The sequence below is a fragment of the Dyadobacter linearis genome (assembly GCF_907165045.1).
Taxonomy (GTDB): domain Bacteria; phylum Bacteroidota; class Bacteroidia; order Cytophagales; family Spirosomataceae; genus Dyadobacter; species Dyadobacter linearis.
This window is the reverse complement of sequence record NZ_CAJRAU010000001.1, coordinates 690803-709006: the sequence shown is the minus strand read 5'-3', so window position 1 is coordinate 709006 and position 18204 is coordinate 690803. Positions and strand designations below refer to the sequence as shown.

Here is an 18204-nt window from a genome sequence, read left to right as displayed (position 1 = left end):
CACGCTAAGCTTATGGAATGGTATGAAGATGAAGTATTAAGGGTCGAGAAAGAAGCTGAAAACTTGCCCTATCAGCCAGAAACTATATTTTATGGTAGTTCAAGTATTAATTTGTGGAATACATTGTACGAAGATTTCGCGGACGTAAAGCCGATTAACCTCGGTTTTGGAGGCTCTACGCTGGCCGCCTGTACCTGGTTTTTCGACCGTATTATGAAACAGATCGAAGCTGCAAAAACTGTGATCATCTATGCAGGTGACAATGATCTGGGCGACGGACGAAATCCGGTGGAAGTGTGCCTGTATTACCGGCAGCTGGTCGGGCAGGTGCGGCAGCGGTTCGGCGATATACCCTGCTATTATATCAGTATCAAACCAAGCCTGCAACGCTGGGAGATCATTTCTCAGATCCGGGCAGCCAACAGGCTCATTCTGGACGTGATCGACACGGACCCGAACCAGCATTACATCGACATTTTTCCCGCAATGCTCGACGAGCAGGATACCCCGGCCCGCACATTGTTTGAACAGGACGGGCTGCACATGACGCCGGAAGGGTACGAGATCTGGACTGAAAAGATTAGAAATGCGCTCAACCTCCCCAAACTTTCATAACCGATGATTACCTCAGCTCCTTCCCTGGCCAAGCGCGAATATCAGAAATGGTATAGCCCAGCTCTGAAAAGAGATATGGAAATGTTGGTTTTTGGAAAAAAAGGAATGCCGGTTCTCTTTTTCCCTACCAGGTCCGCCCGCTTTTACGATATGGAAAACTGGAAGATCATCGACGCGATGAGCGGAAAGATCGCGGCGGGCCAGGTACAGGTATTTTGTGTTGACAGTATTGATAAGGAGAGTTTTTATTCTGATATCCCGCCGCAAGAGCGTATTCTCAGGCATCTGGAATTTGAGCAATATATCCTCGAAGAAGTGGTCCCATTTATCAGAAAGCGAAACAAAAATGAAAAACTGGCGGTAACCGGTTGCAGCCTGGGCGCATTTCACGCCGTCAATATCGGACTCAAACACCCGACCATATTCAGTAAGATCGTCGGTATGAGCGGCCGGTACGATCTCACCAAATCACTTCCATTCTTCGACGACCTTTTCGACGGGTACTTCGATGAAAATGTGTATTTCAATATGCCTAACCGCTTCGTTCCGGGTATCACCGATGAAGTGCTGCTCAACCAGCTGAGGCAGCTGGATATCACGATCGTCATAGGGCGGGATGATCCGTTTCTGCCCGACAACGAGCAACTAAGTGCTTCACTGAATGCAATAGGGGTACCTCACCATTTTTATATCTGGAATGAAGAAGCACACCGGCCACGCTACTGGCGGCAAATGGTCAAGTTGTATTTGTAACAAGTGTTCGATTTCGGACACTTTCCTCAGCTTTTGTTTCAGTTAAATTGTTGACTTACAGGTATATATTCTCATTTGTAAAAATTGGCAAAATATTTGTTGATCAGGTGCATTGACTCTGTCCAAGCACTAAATCAGCCACTATATGCTAAGAAGCTATTTTACAATTGCATGGAGGACCCTGGCGCAAAGTAAAGTTTACTCGCTGATCAATGTAACCGGCCTGAGCATCGGGCTCGCCGCTGCCATGCTGATCCTGCTTTATACGAAAGACGAAGTCAGCTATGACCAGTTCCACGCGAACAACCCGAACATTTATCGTATCACGAGCAAGTTCCTGTCGCCTACCGGAATGCAGACGGGCGTCGCGGGCAACACCGGGTTTTTACAGGGCCCGAAATTCGCGGCCGGCGTTCCGGAGATCAGGGCCGCAGTGCGTTTCCTGGGAACTCAGAGTGATATTAAAAAGGGAAATGAGATCAAAAGCGAGGAGGTTTTTCATGCTGATACCGCATTCTTTTCCATTTTCTCATTTCCTTTCGTAAGTGGCAACCCGCAAACCGCGCTGCGCGAACCTAAATCGGTGGTGATATCAGAAGAAATGGCGTTGAAACATTTCGGACAGAAAGATGTGCTCGGAAAGTCGATGCTGATGAAGGACAGTTACGATAAAGACGCCCGGTTTGAACCTTATACCGTAACCGGCGTTGCTCGGAAATCCCCTCAGAATTCTTCTATCAAGTTCGAGATCCTGGTTCCTTTTCTCACTAAAAACAGTGAAATGGAGCGTAGTATGAACTGGTTTAATACGTTCCTGAACACCTTTGTCTTGCTGGATCGCGGTTCGAATGTAGCACTTGTGGAGAAAAAGATGAACCTCGTTTACAACGCCGACGCTAGGGAGGCGATGAAAGAAGCCGCCGAGAAATATGGTGATAACAATAAAACCGAATATACCCTTCAACCTTTTACCGACATGCACCTGAGTACCGATTTACCCGCCAACAATGGGTTAACCGGTCACAACAGCCCGCAACTATCTTACATACTGACAGGTATTGCGCTTTTTATTCTTTTAATAGCCTGTATCAATTTCGTCAATCTCACTGTTGCAAGATCCCTGAAAAGGGCGAAGGAGATCGGTGTACGTAAAGTGGTAGGTGGCGGCCGCATGCAGCTGGTAGCGCAGTTTTTGGGCGAATCTTTTCTGTTATGTCTCGCCGCATTCATCTTTGGGCTGATCCTTGTTCAACTGGTTTTACCTACATTCAATGAGCTTGCAAACAAGGCGCTTGCATTATCCTATTTGTTTGATATTAAGCTGATCCTCGGCTATCTGGCGCTTTTCCTTACCACAGGTTTACTGGCTGGTTTTTATCCGGCGATCATACTTTCGGGCTATAATCCTGTCAAAACACTTTACAACAGAATACAGCTGTCAGGCAAAAATTACATGCAGACCTCCCTGGTCGTATTGCAGTTTACGATCGCTTCTTTCCTGATCATCGGCACACTTACTATTAACTCCCAGTTTAACTACCTGATCAATAAAGACCTCGGTTACAGCGACGACAATTTACTGACTGTCAATAAATCGAACCTCACCCGCGAACAGGCGCACTTACTCCGGCAGGAACTGCAAAAAGACCCGAATGTGCTGGCTGTGGCTCCCAAAAATGGCGGCCGCTGGAATACCCGCGCGAGGGTGAACGGAGATACCGAGATCGGTTTTACGTATGAAACCATCGATCCCGAATTCCTGCCAATTATTAAAGTACCTGTACTGAAAGGCCGCAATTTTTCGGCCAGCTTTCCTGCCGATTCTAGCACCGCAGTCCTTGTGAATGAGGCATTTGTCAAGGAGGCACGCTGGAAAGACCCGATCGGGCAGGTTGTTGATTTCTGGTATGATAACAATAAGAAATATACGGTTTTAGGTGTTGTAAAAGACTATCACTACGCTGAGCTGAGCGAGAAGATCGGCCCGCAGCTCTTTACTATGAAAGCGCGTAATTCCTACGGTAGGTTTTTTGTCAAGATCAAACCCGGTACCGAATCGGGCAGCCTTCAACACGTAGCAAATACGTTCCGCCGCCTGTTTCCACTGGATCCCTATACCTACAAATTTCTGGACGATGAAAACAGGAAACGCTACGAGTCGGAGGAAAAGTGGCGCCAGATCATGCTTTTCGGCACGGTGCTCACGATATTCATTTCCTGCATCGGGCTATTCGGACTGGCGACCTTATCCGCCGAGCGGCGCACCAAAGAGATCGGAGTGCGGAAAGTAATGGGCGCCTCAATTGCCAGTATCGCCCGTTTGCTCACAGCAAATTTCCTGAAACTGGTCTGCATTTCATTCATCTTCGCCTTCCCGCTCGCTTACTATTCAGTGGACAAATGGCTGCAAAACTATCCTTACCGGATCAGTGTCAACGCGCTGATATTCCTAGAAGCCGGCCTGCTCGCCATTATCGTAGCATTCGTAACCGTCAGCTTCCAGTCAATCCGCGCCGCGCTGATGAATCCGGTGAAGAGTTTGCGGAGCGAGTGATGCCGGAGGACCCCCTGCCCCCTGCCTGTTCCCCCTGCCCCCTAAAGGGGGTTTTGCTTGGGACACGTAGAACCCCCTTTAGGGGGCAGGGGGTATTGCAGCAAGCTAGGGGGCAGGGGGTATTGCAGCAAGCTAGGGCGCAGGGGGCTTGCAGCAAGCTAGGGAGCAGTGGATACTATTCCCCCGCAAACAACCGCTTTATCGTTTTCATCGGCAAAAACATCCTCGTTCCATTTACCAACTCAATAAACTCGTATTTTTTATAGAAAGACCGGGCATCTTCGTCGATCGGATCGACGACTACGGCCAGAGAGCCAATAGAAGTGGTTGCTTCAAGAGACCTTTTTAATGCATCAATCAGCAATATTTCCCCATAACGCTGACCTTTGATGCTGATATCGCAAGCAAGTCTGCCAAGTAAAGTGGTTGGTATATTATCGTAAGATTTAGGTAGTTTTTTCGCAAGTTCCTCCGGGAAGCCTTCAAGCTTATCTGAGCAGGAGGACAGTGTATAATATCCTTTCACTACATGCGTTGAATCGGATAAAATAAAACAGGCGGAGAGACCGCGGGACACGTCCTGTTTGGCTTGCTGCGACAAATATTTGTCCAGCAGTTCATTGCCGCATTTGAAATCCTTCTTTATATGCTCATTTCTAAGATCTGTTATTATCATCTCCATTAAATTTGTCATAGTTCAATAGAGCCTTTTTCAACTGCGATCCGGGCGCAGGGGGATTTAGAATCGCTTCTACAAAAATTCGTTTGTCCTCAGTAGAGCGCAGAAACCTATCGTTTTCAGATATAATTCGGTTCGCCTCGGTCTTGGCACAGAAAATAATAAATTCTGAAAGATTCTTAAACCCACTTATTTCTGACGCAGTTTTGATAAGTTCTTTATGTTCCCGGCTGATCCGAACGTCAATCCGGTCGTTCACTAATGCTTTCATAACCTGTTCCTTTTTTGAGTAAGTTCAATAAACGTACGTAGTTATTCCGTACAAAGCAAGTGTGACTATTCATCAAATTGTCTTGAATCAGCACATATGGCCATCTATTCCACTCCTAAAAAGTAAATTTTAAAAAAAATCTTTTTTCTTCGGTTTTTTAAAGTTTACTTTGTCTATCAAATTTATAGGCTACTCTGTAAACCACCGACAGGGTTCATTTAGGGCATTTCAAATATTTCACTCATGAATGCATATTCAGAACGGGTAACTATTGCTAACCGGATGGTGGTATCTACAATCTCTTTCTTCCCAGGCACTTGTTGCTGTTGTTGAACCTTGCGGCTTTATCGGGCCGGTAGTTTCATTTATTCTGCGGCCGGTTGATCTTTTAACCGGACAATAGCGCTGCGTTTTCTCTTACTATTTTCTTTCAGTCAATGAAGATTTCTACATTCTTTATTAGTGCCCTGCTGGGCCTTTCAACCACTTACGCCCAGAAAAAGGCGGCAGCCGATCAGCGTCCCAATATTATTCTTGTGATGGTCGACGACCTTGGTTACTCGGATATCGGCGCGTACGGTTCCGAGATCAAAACCCCGAATATCGACCAGCTTGCCAGCGAGGGCATTCGTTTTAGAGAATTTTATAACAACTCCATTTGCGCCCCGACCCGCGCCTCGCTCATCACCGGACAATATCCGCACAAAGCAGGAGTAGGGTATTTCAATGTCAATCTGGGCCTGCCTGCTTATCAGGGATATTTAAATAAAGAATCACTCACATTCGGAGAAGTATTGCGCGGTGCAGGTTACAGCACGCTTTTGAGCGGCAAATGGCACGTAGGAAACGATAGTCTGGCCTGGCCAAACCAGCGTGGATTCGATCATTTTTACGGCTTTATCAACGGGGCCAGCAATTATTTCGATTTGGGTAAATATGGTAAAGGCCCGAAAGTGGAGCTTGTGGAAGACAACAAGCGCATTAACCTCCCGGCCGACAAATACCTCACCGACGAGATCACAGACCACGCGATCACATTCATCGAGGAGCAGAGCAAAACGCCCAAACCATTTTTCCTGTACCTCGCATTCAACGCGCCGCACTGGCCGCTGCAAGCGCACGAGGCCGATATTGCCAAGTACAAAGGCCGGTACAGCATAGGCTGGGATTCGCTGAGACAGGAGCGTTTGCAAAAACAAAAAGCAATAGGGATCGCCAATCCAAAACAGGCACTCGCCCCGCGTGATCCCGATGTAGCCCTTTGGGAAAATGTTCCTTACGATGAAAAACTGCTGTGGGAACGCAAAATGGAAATATACGCCGCGATGGTCGACCGGGTAGACCAGAACATCGGCAAGCTGCGGGAGAAACTTAAAGCTTTGAAAAAAGACGAAAACACAGTGATCATCTTCATTTCTGACAACGGTGCGCAGGGCGGTTATGCAGGTTCATCTCCACGCAAGCCCCAACGTAACACGGGACCTGCGGGTTCGGCGGGCTCGTATGTGTACCAGGATCAGCCCTGGGCTTATGTATCCAACACGCCGCATTCAGCTTACAAAAACAATATGCACGAAGGCGGGATCAGCGCACCTTTTATTGCCTGGTTTCCAAAACAGATCAAAGCCGGCACAATCGTAAAAGGTACCGGTCACCTGATCGACCTCGCGCCGACTTTCTACGATCTGGCCAAAGCGACTTACCCGGCAACGAGCAATGGTATCAAGACCAATGCATTACCGGGAAGAAGTCTGGTGCCGGTACTGACCGGAAAAGCCGAAGAAGTGGACCGTGGCGGCGAGCCGATTTTTTGGGAGCGCGCCGGAAACCGTGCAGTGAGAAACGGGAAATGGAAAATCGTTTCGACTTACCCTGCCTACAAATGGGAATTATATGATCTGGAAACAGACCGGGGCGAAACCTCGGACATTTCGGCGACCCGCACCGACATCGTGAACGAACTTTCGGCTGACTATGTGCGCTGGGCTGAACGCACGGGTGTAGTCGAATATGATAAGATCAAACCCAAAACACCAATCGGAGCTCAGGCACCTAGGCCAGACCGGCGGCCCCCGACATTCTAATCCGTATATACAGCTCCGTTAAGCTTTTATAACTCACCTAAGATATTTTTAATGAAACATTTTTTAATCATCACCCTGCTTTTGCTGGGTATAGGGAGCGTACGTTCTCAGGATATTGTAAACGGTCTGGTAAAAGACGACAGCGGCCAGTCGCTTCCCGGCGCAACCGTCGTTCAAAAAGGCTCGTCAAAATACACGGTTTCTGATGTGGACGGGAAATTTGAAATACCCGCTCCGAAGGATTTTCCATTCACATTACAGATTAATCTCACAGGTTACCAGCAGCAGGAAGTCGAGATATACGAACTGGCCGGGGAGCCGATCGACGTGGTTTTGAAAACGGCCAATGTGCTCGATCAGGTAGTGGTAATTGGTTATGGTACCCAGAAAAAGGGCGATCTGACCGGTTCTGTTTCGTCGATTTCCACAAATGATCTGAAAGGTGTCCCGATCAGTTCGCTCGACCGCGCGTTGCAGGGTAGGGCGGCCGGTGTGCAGGTTACGCAATCTTCCGGGCAGCCGGGAAGTTCTGTTAGTATTAAAATCAGGGGTGGAAATTCGATCAACGGTGCAAACGAGCCGCTGTATGTGATCGATGGTTTTCCGGTGTATAATAACAACAGCTATGCGGATGCAGGGGTAACGAACGGCCCGACTATCAATGCACTTTCCACATTGAACCCGAGTGATATTGAGTCTATTGATATCTTGAAAGACGCTTCCGCAACAGCTATTTACGGTTCACGCGGGGCAAATGGGGTTGTGATCATCACCACAAAAAAAGGAAAAGCCGGCAAAAATGTGATCACCTACGACGGTTATTATGGGGTTCAAAAAGTGCTCAAAACCCTGCCGCTGCTGAATGCGCAACAATGGGCTTTGCTAAAAAACGACGCATTGCTCGATTCCAAAAAAGCGCCCGCATTCTCGCAGGCGGAAATTGACAGTCTTGGTCAGCCCGGCGTGGGTACCGACTGGCAGGACGCGGCTTTCAGGCAGGCGGCTATCCAAAATCACAGTCTGTCGTTTTCGGGGGGCGATGATAAAACGCGTTTCGCGGTTTCTGGTAATTATTTCAAACAGGATGGTATCCTCCAAAAATCAGATTTCGAACGCTATTCTTTCCGCATTAACCTCGACCGCGATATGAGCAAGCGGTTTAAAATGGGGATCAACTTTTCAGGAAGTAAATCTTCTGCAAATGTGGCGCCGGAAAATGTGGTACCGAACCTGCTGCAAATGCCGCCGACGATGCCGATCTATGACCCCACTTCCGCCAATGGATTTACATTGCGCAGTATCTACGACAGCCCGCTCGCCAATCCGATCGCGACTTTGTATTTGCAGACGAACGAAACGCATATTTACCGTGGGTTTGGAAATGCCTACGGAGAATACCAGATTGCAGACGGGCTGAAAGCGAAAGTTTCTCTCGGTACCGACATTCTGATCAATAAACAAAACCGTTACCTGCCTGCCAGCTTGCAGGAGGGCGCAGGGATTGGCGGTCAAGCCACAATTGGGAACAAAAACACCATTGGCTGGCTGAATGAGAACACATTAAGCTATAACAAAACTTTCAGCCCCGATCACGCGCTCGACGCGGTAGTGGGTATCACGCAGCAGGCTTCCACAACCGAAAACACGGTGGCGAGAGCTGCTACTTTTGTGACCGATGAATTTGGGTACCACAACCTGGGCGGCGGGACCACTTTTCAGCAATCGTCTTCGAATTACTTCAAATGGACGCTGCTTTCGTATCTGGGGCGGGTCAATTATACATTCCGCCAGAAATACAACCTGACTGTTACAGCCCGCGCCGACGGTTCTTCGCGTCTCGGAAATGATAATAAGTGGGGATTTTTCCCTTCTGCGGCACTTTCGTGGAACCTCGGCAGGGAGGATTTTATTAAAAATTTGAAGGATATCAGCAATTTGAAGCTGCGTTTGAGTGGTGGGATTACTGGTAATCAGGAGATTGCGCCTTACACTTCGCTCGCACAGGAATCCTATTACAGCTATTTGTTTGGCAGAAAACTCGTTGCGGGTTACGCGCCAAATGGTATTGCCAATCCAAACCTGGGCTGGGAACAAACTGCCCAGTACGACGCCGGTCTCGATTTAGGTTTGTTCAAAAACCGCATTAACGTCACGCTGGACGCGTATTACAAGAAAACTTCCGACTTGCTGCTCGACGTGCCGCTTCCTTATACGACCGGATATGCGAATGCATTTCAAAACTACGGAAGTGTAGAAAACAAAGGAATTGAGCTATCGGTCAATACTGTAAATAGCGAGGGTGAAATTGGCTGGACAACGGATTTTGTTTTTTCCACAAATAAAAATAAAGTACTGAGCCTCGGGCCGGGCGTGACGCAGGTGATCTCGGGTAATTCCATCGCGCAGGTAGGCTCTCCGATCGGTTCATTTTTAGTTCTGAAAGAGGCTGGTATTTTCCAGACGGGCGACGATCTGGCTACACTTCCCAAATTCAATGTAAATGACCGCGCGGGTAGTCAGCGCTATGTGGATATCAGCGGGCCGGCCGGTATGCCCGACGGAACGATCACCCAGGCGCACGACCGCGTGATCGTGGGGAATGCGCAGCCTAAGTTTTTGTTTGGGTTAACCAACAATTTCAGTTACAAAGGGTTCGATCTCAATGTATTGCTGCAAGGTCAGTCGGGGAATAAGGTATACAATGCCAACCAGGCGAACCTGGAAATGGGTACCGGCTACATCAATGCATCTACCACAATGCTTGATCGCTGGACACCGACTAACCCAAGCAATGTGATCCACCGCGCGATTGAAAATCCGGCAGTTACTGTTTCAGACCGGTTTATCGAAGACGGGTCATATTTGCGCCTTAAAAACCTGAGTCTGGGTTACTCGCTGCCGGCGGCGATCACGGGCAAGATCGGTATCAGCCAGCTGCGTCTTTACGTAACCGCTCAAAACCTGGTAACGTGGACCAAATACACGGGCTACGATCCCGAAGTGAGCCGCAACGAGCAGGCTACTCTTACGCAAGGTGTTGATAACGGGGTATATCCGGCCAATAAAACATTCCTCGGCGGCTTAACCCTCACATTCTAGTCACAGCGATTTCAAGTGCATTTATTATGAAAAAATATACCAATACTTTCAGATCTATCTTATTGGCGGGCCTTGTGCAATTTGCATTGACTTCCTGCGTCGACCTGAATGAAGCGCCGAAGTCCTTCGTTTCTTCCGACCAGTTTTTTAAAACCCAGGCCGACGCGATAGCCAGCGTGAATGCGATTTATTTCCGTCTTAATGCTTCCGGACAAACCCCTTATCACGTACTTTTCTCCACAGGAATGGATATGATGAGTGACGACGTGCAGCCAGGACCCGGCGCGACCAATGCAGATGTGCGCTCGCAATCGGTACTTTCCCATTCATCGACCGGCGTGCGCGTGCGTGAGATATGGCAGCAGCATTACGACGCGATCAACCGTGCCAATATTGCGATCGACAAAATTCCTGCAATCCAGATGGACGAGGCTTTGAAAAACCGCCTCGTGCTGGAAGCCAAGTTTTTGCGTGCCTTATATTACTTCAATCTGGTGCGCCTGTACGGCGACGTTCCGCTGGTTTTGCACGAAACTACTTCACTCAATCCGGAAGCACTTTATGTGGAAAGAACGCCCGCCGAGCAGGTTTATCAGCAAATTATCCAGGATCTCACCGACGCGCACGGACTGCCGAACGATACTTTTGGATCTGCGCCGAGATATACAGCTTCCGATGCCGGACGCGCTACCGGAGGCGCCGCGAGATCGCTTCTTGCCAAAGTATACCTGACCCGCTACGATTATGCGAATGCAATTACGAAAGCGGCAGAAGTGATCGAAGGGCCATTTGGCTACGGTTTGTTCACAAATTATTCGCACGTCTTTTTGCCCGCTTATAAAAACGGGATCGAACATATATTCTCCGCACAATTTGAATCCAATGCAGATTCACACGGTAATGGGCAGGCAATGCGCTCGGCACCGACGGGTATTCCGGGCATGAACGGGAATTTTGCAGAACAGCCGCTTCCGGGTATCTATGAACTGTTTTCGGCAAAAGACAAGCGGCGAGATGTGAGCTTTATTACTTCCATAGTAAGCCCTTCAAACGGGCAGACTTATCAGCTGACCTTGAAAGATCCGGTTACCGGACAGATCAGACCAAACCCGCATTTCAATAAATGGTTTGATCCTGCGCAGGCAGCAAATCTGGGACAGTCTGCCGCAAATATGCCGGTTCTGCGGTTTTCAGATGTGTTACTGATCCACGCGGAGGCTATTAACGAGAAAGACGGTCCGACTGCGGCGGCTTATGCTTCTTACAACAAAGTAAGGAACCGCGCTGGTCTGGACAACCTCGTTCCCGGACTTACCCAGGCACAATTCCGCGATTCGCTGCGTATTGACCGCCGTCTCGAATTTGTATTCGAATATTCCCGCTGGTTCGACCTGATCCGCTACAAGCCGCTGACCGGCCCCGACGCATACCTGATCAAATCGCTCCACGCCGCCGGAAAGACCAATGCACAGCCTAAACACTATCTGTATCCAATCCCGCAACAGGAAATCGACAATAACCCAAAATTGCAGGGGAAGCAAAATCCTGGCTGGTAAGCCGTTGTTGATGACCACACCGGCAATGGTTTAACCATAATAACTCAAATACAATGCTCAAAACTATTCTTTCCGCCGCATTTGTTGCCCTCGCTCTTTTTGCCCGGGGTCAGTCGCCGGCGAAGCCTAATATTATCTTTATCTATACGGACGATCAGCGCTTTGATGCGTTGAGCGTAGTGCAGCAGGAGCAAGGTTATAAGGCAAGATTTCCCTGGTTTTCCACACCTAACCTCGACCGGCTGGCCAGTGAAGGTGTGCGCTTCCGCAATGCATTTGTGATCAATTCACTGTGTTCCCCAAGCCGGGCGACATTGCTGAACAGCCGGTACAATCACCTCAACGGAATTGCCAACAACCACACAGGACTTACGGATACTACCGTAACCTACGCCACTGAGCTGCGTAAAGCAGGATACGCCACGGCATTCTTCGGGAAGTGGCATATGGGAAACGAAACCGGGAAACGCCCGGGTTTCGACTATTCCGCAAGTTTTGTAGGCCAGGGTAAGTACTTCGATTGCCCGATCGAGATTAATGGGAAAGCCGAGCCGAGCCAGGGTTGGGTGGATGATGTTTCTACTACTAATGCGATAAACTATATCCGCGAGAATAAAAGTAAGACTTTTCTGGTGACGCTCGCATTCAAGTCGGGGCACGGGCCTTTTCAGCCGCCGGTACGCCATCAGGATACGTATGCCAAAGTAAAGCTCACGGAGCCCGAAAACGAGCGTGCGGTATTCCCTTACAAAGATCAGATTCACACTGAAAGGAAAAACAACAACAATGCAGCCCAGCCCCAGGGCGGTTCGTGGACCGAAAACAATGACCAAAAGATCAGAAATTATTTTGGTGCATTAAAAGGCATTGATGAAAATGTGGGCAGGGTTTTGAAAACGCTGGATTCGCTGAAACTCGACCAGAATACGGTGATCATTTTTTCAAGTGATAACGGGTTCTTCTTCGGCGAGCACGGGCTGGGCGACAAACGCGCGGCTTATGAAGAGTCGATCCGCATTCCGCTGCTGGTACGCTACCCCGCCCGTTTTCCAAAAGGAAAGAAGATCGACAAAATCGTGCTGAACCTGGACGCGGCGCCTTCACTGCTGGATCTGGCCGGAGTGGCCGCGCCAAAATCGTTTCAGGGAAAAAGCTGGGTGCCGCTGGTTGAGGATAAGGTGAAAGACTGGCGGAACTCGTTTCTGTATGAGTATTTCTATGAGAACAACTTCGCAGTACCGACGATTAAAGCGATCCGGACCGAGAAAAGTAAGCTGATCCTATACCCCGGCGAGGAAGGCTGGTCGGAGCTGTACGACCTGAGCAGCGATCCCGGCGAATCAAAAAATTTATACAATACCAAAGAAGGCGAAAAGCTGAAAACGCAACTGCAGGGAGAGCTCGCCAAGCAGGAACAGGCAACCGGCTACACCAACCCAACCTACGCCGATCCACGGCCTCTCAATGACAAGGGAAAATACGTGCGACCGAAGCGGGAAGCGATGCCTTGACAGTGATGAGTTAGCCGCCGTGGAATGGGTAATGATTGAATGATTGAATGATTGAATGATTGAATGATTGAATGATTGAATGATTGAATGAGCCGCAGTCGAAACGCGAACCGGTAAACCAGCAAAACTTTATATTTATATGATACGATTTATAACATTTATTGCACTGGCGCTTTTGCTGAACCCCACTACCTGGGCGCAGAAGAAGAAGGCGCAGCAACCCAACATTATCCTGATCGTTTCCGACGATCATAGTGCGCCATTTCTGGGATGTTACGGCTATCCTGAGATCAAAACACCCAATATCGACAAGCTGGCGCAGGAGGGGATTATCTTTAAAAAAGCCTTCACAACTGCCCCGCAATGTGTACTGTCGCGGGCGGCTATGATGACGGGGCGCAATACGCTGGATATTCAGATGACGCGTTTCTCTGCGCCGCTCGATGCGTCGGTCACTTCCTATCCCGAGCTGCTCCGGAAAGGAGGGTACCATACCGGGATCCTGGGACGCAGCTTTCATTTGGACGGAAACAGGAGAGTGCCCGAAACGGTCGCAGTTTTGGAAAAATATGGGCTGGAAACTTTTAGAAACCGGGTAGACTTCCTGAAAACGTCGGGTAACCGCGATACGATATTCCAGCAATACTCCGAGTTTCTGAACCAGGTACCGAAAGGAAAACCGTTTTTCGTGCAGGTAGGGTACAGTGACCCGCACAGGGTTTTTAATGCCAAAAATTTTGAACCTGATCCGCAAAAGATCTCCGTTCCCGCGCACTGGCCGGATACTAAATTGTTGCGTGAAGATTTTGCCGCTTACCTGGGCGAAATCCAGCGGCTCGACAGTGACGTGGGCAAAGTGCTGGAAGACCTGAAAAAGCGCGGGCTCGACCAAAATACGCTTGTCGTTTTCATCGGCGATAATGGCGGCGCGCTGATCCGCGGCAAAGGTACCCTCTACAATCTCGGGCTGAATGTGCCGCTGATCATGCGCCACCCGGGGCTGATCAGGGCAGGACAGGTAACCGACGCGCTGGTGTCCGGCATCGACCTCGCGCCGACATTCCTTGGTGTGGCAGGTCTGGCTGTGCCCAAAGAGATCACAGGTATCAGCGTCGCTCCTGCATTTCAGAATGCAACCTTTGCCGGTCACGATTTCGCATTTGCAGTTCGCGGCGCACACGGGCAGGGCTTGCCGACCAACTCTTCGAACTTCGATCTCAGTCGAACGATTTTCAACAAAAAGTACAAGCTGATCTATAATGCGATCTGGCAGATACCTTATCATCCGGTAGATTTCGCGGGTCAACCTTTCTGGGTGGATTTAAAACAAAAGCATTCGGAAGGAACATTGGAAGAGCCTTTCGATAAACTCCTTTTCGCTAACCGCCGGAAGATGTTCGAAGTATACGACGAAGAGAAAGATCCATTTGAAACCAATAACCTGGCCGGAACTGCGGAAGTAAAAGAAATAGAGCACGAGCTAAAAAGCCGCTTACAGGAATGGATGATCGTAAACCGCGATTACCTCCCCCTCCCAATCGCCCCGTAAAGCACCTCCTCCCTTCCTCCCTTCCTCCATCCTCCCTTCCTCCCTTTCCTCCCTACGCGGGCCGCCCCAAATAAGAATCACCATTTAAAAAACCATACTTATGAAAAACCTGAGATTGTTTGTTGTGCTGTTTATGGCAGCCGTTTTGTCGACTGCTTCCTTTGCGCAGCAGGCTAAAAAAAGAGAGTTGCTGACCTTCGATGCTTTTGAGGAGAAACTGAAAGCGGCGGGTAAAAACGCCCAGATCCTGGACGCGCGTCTTCCGGAAGAATATGCACAAAATCACCTGGAAAGGGCGGTTAATTTTAACATTGCCAATAAAGAGGATTTTGCAAAAGAGAGCGGAAAGCTGAATAAAGAACAGCCTGTATTTATCTATTCGATCGGAAACGGACGTAGCGGAACGCTGGCGAAGCAGCTTCGGGAGGCTGGTTTCAAGGATGTTACCGAAGTGCCGGGTGGTTTGAGCAAATGGATCGGACTCGGCCGACCGGTCGTTTCCACTACGGGAAAGGGACTTTCTCTGGAAGAATACCAGGCCTCATTAAAAAGCGAGAAACTGGTGCTGGTCGATTTCGGCTCGCGCTATTGCGGCAGCTGCAAGCGCCTCGATCCCACGATCGACTCCATCAAAACCGAGCACGCGGCAAATGTAAAAGTGGTTAAAATCGAAGCTTACGAAAACAAAAGTCTGGTAAAAGAACTGGGCGTAGTAGGCCTGCCGACACTAATCCTCTACAAAGGCAGCGAGATCGTGTGGCAGAAAAAAGGCGGCGCTTCGAAGGCTGAAATCGAGAAAGTACTGGAAAGCCAGCATTTGTCGGCGCGGTAGAGGGGAACAATATTTGTTCTTTCTCTTCCAAACAAAAAATCATGAAAGAACAGGATATTAAAACAGTCGCGCGGGTATTGCTGGGGGCGAGCCTGGTTTATGCGGGAATTAGTCACCTTACTTTTGCGAGAAAGGAATTTCAGGCGCAGGTGCCGGATTTTGTTCCGCTCAAAAAGGATGATACCGTTGTCTATTCGGGCATTGCGGAAATTGCGATGGGCAGTGCGCTGATCGCGGCGCCAAAGGAATACCGGCAGCGGGTAGGGCAGGCGGCGGCGGCATTTTTTACTGCGGTGTTTCCGGGTAACATCGCCCAGCTGGTCAACCACCGCGATGCATTCGGGCTGGATACCGATAAGAAGCGTTTTGTCCGGTTGTGCTTTCAGCCAGTGCTGATCTGGTGGGCTTTGAAAAGTACGAGTGACAAATAAACTAATTTCTGCCCGGTGGGTGGATTAATAACAAAAACCGGGGATATTCAAATCTGATATCCCAGGTTTTTCCATATTAAATGGTGATCCTGCCGCCGGTCACGGGCAGCGTTGCACCTGATACGTAACTGCTTTCTTCACTTGCCAGGAACACGTAGGCGGGAGCAACTTCGGCGGGCTGGCCTGCTCTGCCGGTTGGCGTGTTTTCTCCGAATGTTTCCGGCTCCGGCATCGTCGACGGGATGAGCGGCGTCCAGATCGGGCCGGGCGCAACTGCATTCACGCGGATCCCTTTTCCACCTTCAAGCAATATCTGCGCAAGATTAGCCGAGAAATTCTGGATCGCAGCTTTGGTCGCAGCATAATGCAGGAGCAGCGGCGTTGGGGAATACGCATTGACGGAAGTCGTATTGATAATGCAGCTTCCCGGCTTCATATGCGGCTCTGCGGCTTTGCAGAGGTAGAACATCGCGTGAATATTTACTGCGAATGTATATTCCCACTCTTCCGACGGGATTTCCTGCAAAGTTTTCCGCGCCATCTGGAAAGCCGCATTGTTCACAAGAATGTCAATCTGCCCGAATTCAGCGACTGCTTTTTCAATTATTTCCTTGCAATGCGCCTCTTTACTGATATCTCCGCGGATCAGAACTGCCTTTTGTCCAGCCTGTTCTACATAAGAGGCGGTGTCGCGGGCATCTTCGTCCTCAACCGGGCTGAGGTAGCTGATCAGGACATCGGCGCCTTCTCTTGCAAATGCGATCGCGACTGCCTTTCCTATTCCCGAATCACCTCCGGTTATCACTGCCTTTTTACCGGCGAGCTTGCCGGAGCCTTTGTAAGAGTCCTCACCGTGATCCGCCTTGGGACGGAGTTCTCCTTCTGTGCCGGGAGGAGTTTGTTTTTGGTCGGGAAAAGGTGGTGCCGGATATTTTTCTTCTGGATTTTGCATTCCTGATTCGTTGGTTTGTTGATTTTCCATTGTTAAAAGATTTTGAAGAACTGATACTTTAAAAACCGCAGCAGCCTACAAAAACAGTTCCAGAATCGGCGCGCAGCTTGAAAGCTGATGGGAATGTAAGTGCATTTTGCTACGCTGGCATGGCCTTTTTCGCCCACCCGACTTTCAGTTTTTCATCACTTCATAAAACAGACAATGGACCATTTTGAACAAAGAAGACGCTTTTTACAACAGGTCGGGCTTGCCGCGATGGCGGTACCGGGCCTTAGTGTGCTGGGTAACGACGCCTGGGCTGCGCCATTTAACCAAACCAAAAAACTAGGGATCGCACTGGTGGGACTCGGTAAGTACAGCGAGGAGGAACTTGCGCCCGCTTTACAGGAAACGCAGCAATGCAAACTGACCGCAATCGTGACGGGATCGCCCGATAAGGTCTCCAAATGGAAGACCAAATATGATATTCCGGATAAAAATGTTTACAACTATCAAAACTTCGACTCCATAAAAGATAACCCGGACGTGGACATTGTGTATGTGGTACTGCCCAATTCCATGCACGCTGAATACACGATCCGCGCGGCAAAAGCGGGAAAGCACGTGATCTGTGAAAAGCCGATGGCGACTTCGGTGAAAGATGCGGAGGCGATGATCAAAGCTTGCAAGGATGCGGGAAAAATGCTCTCAATTGGTTACAGGCTACATTTTGACCCATATAATATGACGATTGCCAAATTCGGGAAAGAAAAAGTGCATGGCGAAATAAAGAAAGTGCGAGCGATAGACAGCCAGGAAATGGAGGCTGGCGTGTGGAGACTCGACCACAAACGCTCAGGCGGCGGGCCGGTAATGGACCTGGGCGTGTATTGCGTGCAGGGTTCGCTCTATGCGATGGGGATGAACCCGGTGAGTGTCTCGGCCAAAGAAGGTCCGAAAACGGAGAAGGAAAAATTTGCGACCGTCGAACAATCCATGGAATTCACACTCGAATTTCCGAATGGGGCAGTTGCCAATTGCAGCACAAGCTATGCCGACAAAGGCAACCTGCTGCGTGTGGAAGCTGCAAAAGGCTGGTACGAACTTGAACCTGCCTATGCTTATAAAGGTATAAAAGGGAAAAGCAGTATTGATAAAATTGAATTCCAGCAGGTCAATCAGCAGGCTGCGCAGATGGACGATTTCGCTGGTTGCGTGATCAATAAGCGGCCGACGAGGGTACCGGGCGAAATGGGACTGCGGGATGTGAAAATCCTGATGGCGATCTACGAATCGGCGCGGACCGGGAAAAAAGTGCCGCTGAATCTGGGATAGT

14 protein-coding genes are annotated in these 18204 nt (G+C 49.3%); 11 read left to right on the top strand and 3 right to left on the bottom strand.

The annotated features are described in order from the left end of the window. The first annotated feature begins 12 nt into the window (after positions 1–12). The 3 genes from KOD92_RS02790 to KOD92_RS02780 all read left to right on the top strand — a co-directional run bounded on the left by KOD92_RS02790 (position 13) and on the right by KOD92_RS02780 (position 3922). Positions 13–615 carry a GDSL-type esterase/lipase family protein gene (locus KOD92_RS02790; RefSeq protein ID WP_215231989.1) on the top strand — a complete coding sequence of 201 codons (603 nt, stop codon included), beginning with the start codon at positions 13–15 and terminating at the stop codon, positions 613–615. 3 nt (positions 616–618) lie between these two features. Next, positions 619–1368, top strand: a complete 750-nt coding sequence (locus KOD92_RS02785; protein WP_215231988.1) for an esterase family protein — start codon at positions 619–621, stop codon at positions 1366–1368. Between the two features lie 145 nt (positions 1369–1513). Further along, positions 1514–3922, top strand: coding sequence for an ABC transporter permease (locus tag KOD92_RS02780; RefSeq protein ID WP_215231987.1), 2409 nt, complete (start codon positions 1514–1516; stop codon positions 3920–3922). A gap of 175 nt (positions 3923–4097) precedes the next feature. Here KOD92_RS02780 and KOD92_RS02775 read toward each other — a convergent pair whose 3' ends face one another. Together KOD92_RS02775 and KOD92_RS02770 are read right to left on the bottom strand one after the other, a co-directional pair. Further along, entirely contained in the window at positions 4098–4604 is a 507-nt protein-coding gene (locus KOD92_RS02775) for a GNAT family N-acetyltransferase (RefSeq protein ID WP_215231986.1), read from the bottom strand. After that, positions 4579–4872 (bottom strand): type II toxin-antitoxin system TacA family antitoxin, encoded by a 294-nt coding sequence (locus KOD92_RS02770; RefSeq protein WP_215231985.1) that lies wholly within the window; start codon positions 4870–4872, stop codon positions 4579–4581. The genes KOD92_RS02775 and KOD92_RS02770 overlap by 26 nt, the downstream gene beginning before the upstream one ends. Positions 4873–5309: 437 nt before the next feature. On the opposite strand from KOD92_RS02770, the gene KOD92_RS02765 reads away from it, so the two are divergent. From KOD92_RS02765 to KOD92_RS02735, 7 genes are all read left to right on the top strand, one after another. After that, the gene (locus tag KOD92_RS02765; protein ID WP_215231984.1) at positions 5310–6956 is read left to right on the top strand and encodes an arylsulfatase; all 1647 of its coding nucleotides are present in this window, start codon (positions 5310–5312) and stop codon (positions 6954–6956) included. A gap of 51 nt (positions 6957–7007) precedes the next feature. Beyond that, positions 7008–10055 carry a SusC/RagA family TonB-linked outer membrane protein gene (locus KOD92_RS02760; protein WP_215231983.1) on the top strand — a complete coding sequence of 1016 codons (3048 nt, stop codon included), beginning with the start codon at positions 7008–7010 and terminating at the stop codon, positions 10053–10055. A gap of 26 nt (positions 10056–10081) precedes the next feature. Then, entirely contained in the window at positions 10082–11611 is a 1530-nt protein-coding gene (locus KOD92_RS02755) for a RagB/SusD family nutrient uptake outer membrane protein (RefSeq protein ID WP_215231982.1), read from the top strand. Between the two features lie 53 nt (positions 11612–11664). Beyond that, positions 11665–13122 carry a sulfatase family protein gene (locus KOD92_RS02750; protein ID WP_215231981.1) on the top strand — a complete coding sequence of 486 codons (1458 nt, stop codon included), beginning with the start codon at positions 11665–11667 and terminating at the stop codon, positions 13120–13122. Positions 13123–13261: 139 nt separating this feature from the next. Continuing rightward, complete coding sequence (locus tag KOD92_RS02745; RefSeq protein WP_215231980.1) at positions 13262–14671, top strand: sulfatase family protein; 1410 nt, start codon at positions 13262–13264, stop codon at positions 14669–14671. A gap of 100 nt (positions 14672–14771) precedes the next feature. Beyond that, the gene (locus tag KOD92_RS02740) at positions 14772–15503 is read left to right on the top strand and encodes a thioredoxin domain-containing protein (RefSeq protein WP_215231979.1); all 732 of its coding nucleotides are present in this window, start codon (positions 14772–14774) and stop codon (positions 15501–15503) included. A gap of 41 nt (positions 15504–15544) precedes the next feature. Further along, the gene (locus KOD92_RS02735) at positions 15545–15934 is read left to right on the top strand and encodes a DoxX family protein (RefSeq protein ID WP_215231978.1); all 390 of its coding nucleotides are present in this window, start codon (positions 15545–15547) and stop codon (positions 15932–15934) included. A gap of 76 nt (positions 15935–16010) precedes the next feature. On the opposite strand, the gene KOD92_RS02730 is transcribed toward KOD92_RS02735, so the two are convergent. After that, positions 16011–16916: an SDR family oxidoreductase gene (locus KOD92_RS02730; RefSeq protein WP_215231977.1), complete on the bottom strand. Its 906-nt coding sequence runs from the start codon at positions 16914–16916 to the stop codon at positions 16011–16013. A gap of 174 nt (positions 16917–17090) precedes the next feature. On the opposite strand from KOD92_RS02730, the gene KOD92_RS02725 reads away from it, so the two are divergent. Continuing rightward, positions 17091–18203 carry a Gfo/Idh/MocA family protein gene (locus tag KOD92_RS02725; protein ID WP_215231976.1) on the top strand — a complete coding sequence of 371 codons (1113 nt, stop codon included), beginning with the start codon at positions 17091–17093 and terminating at the stop codon, positions 18201–18203. Position 18204: the final 1 nt, after the last annotated feature.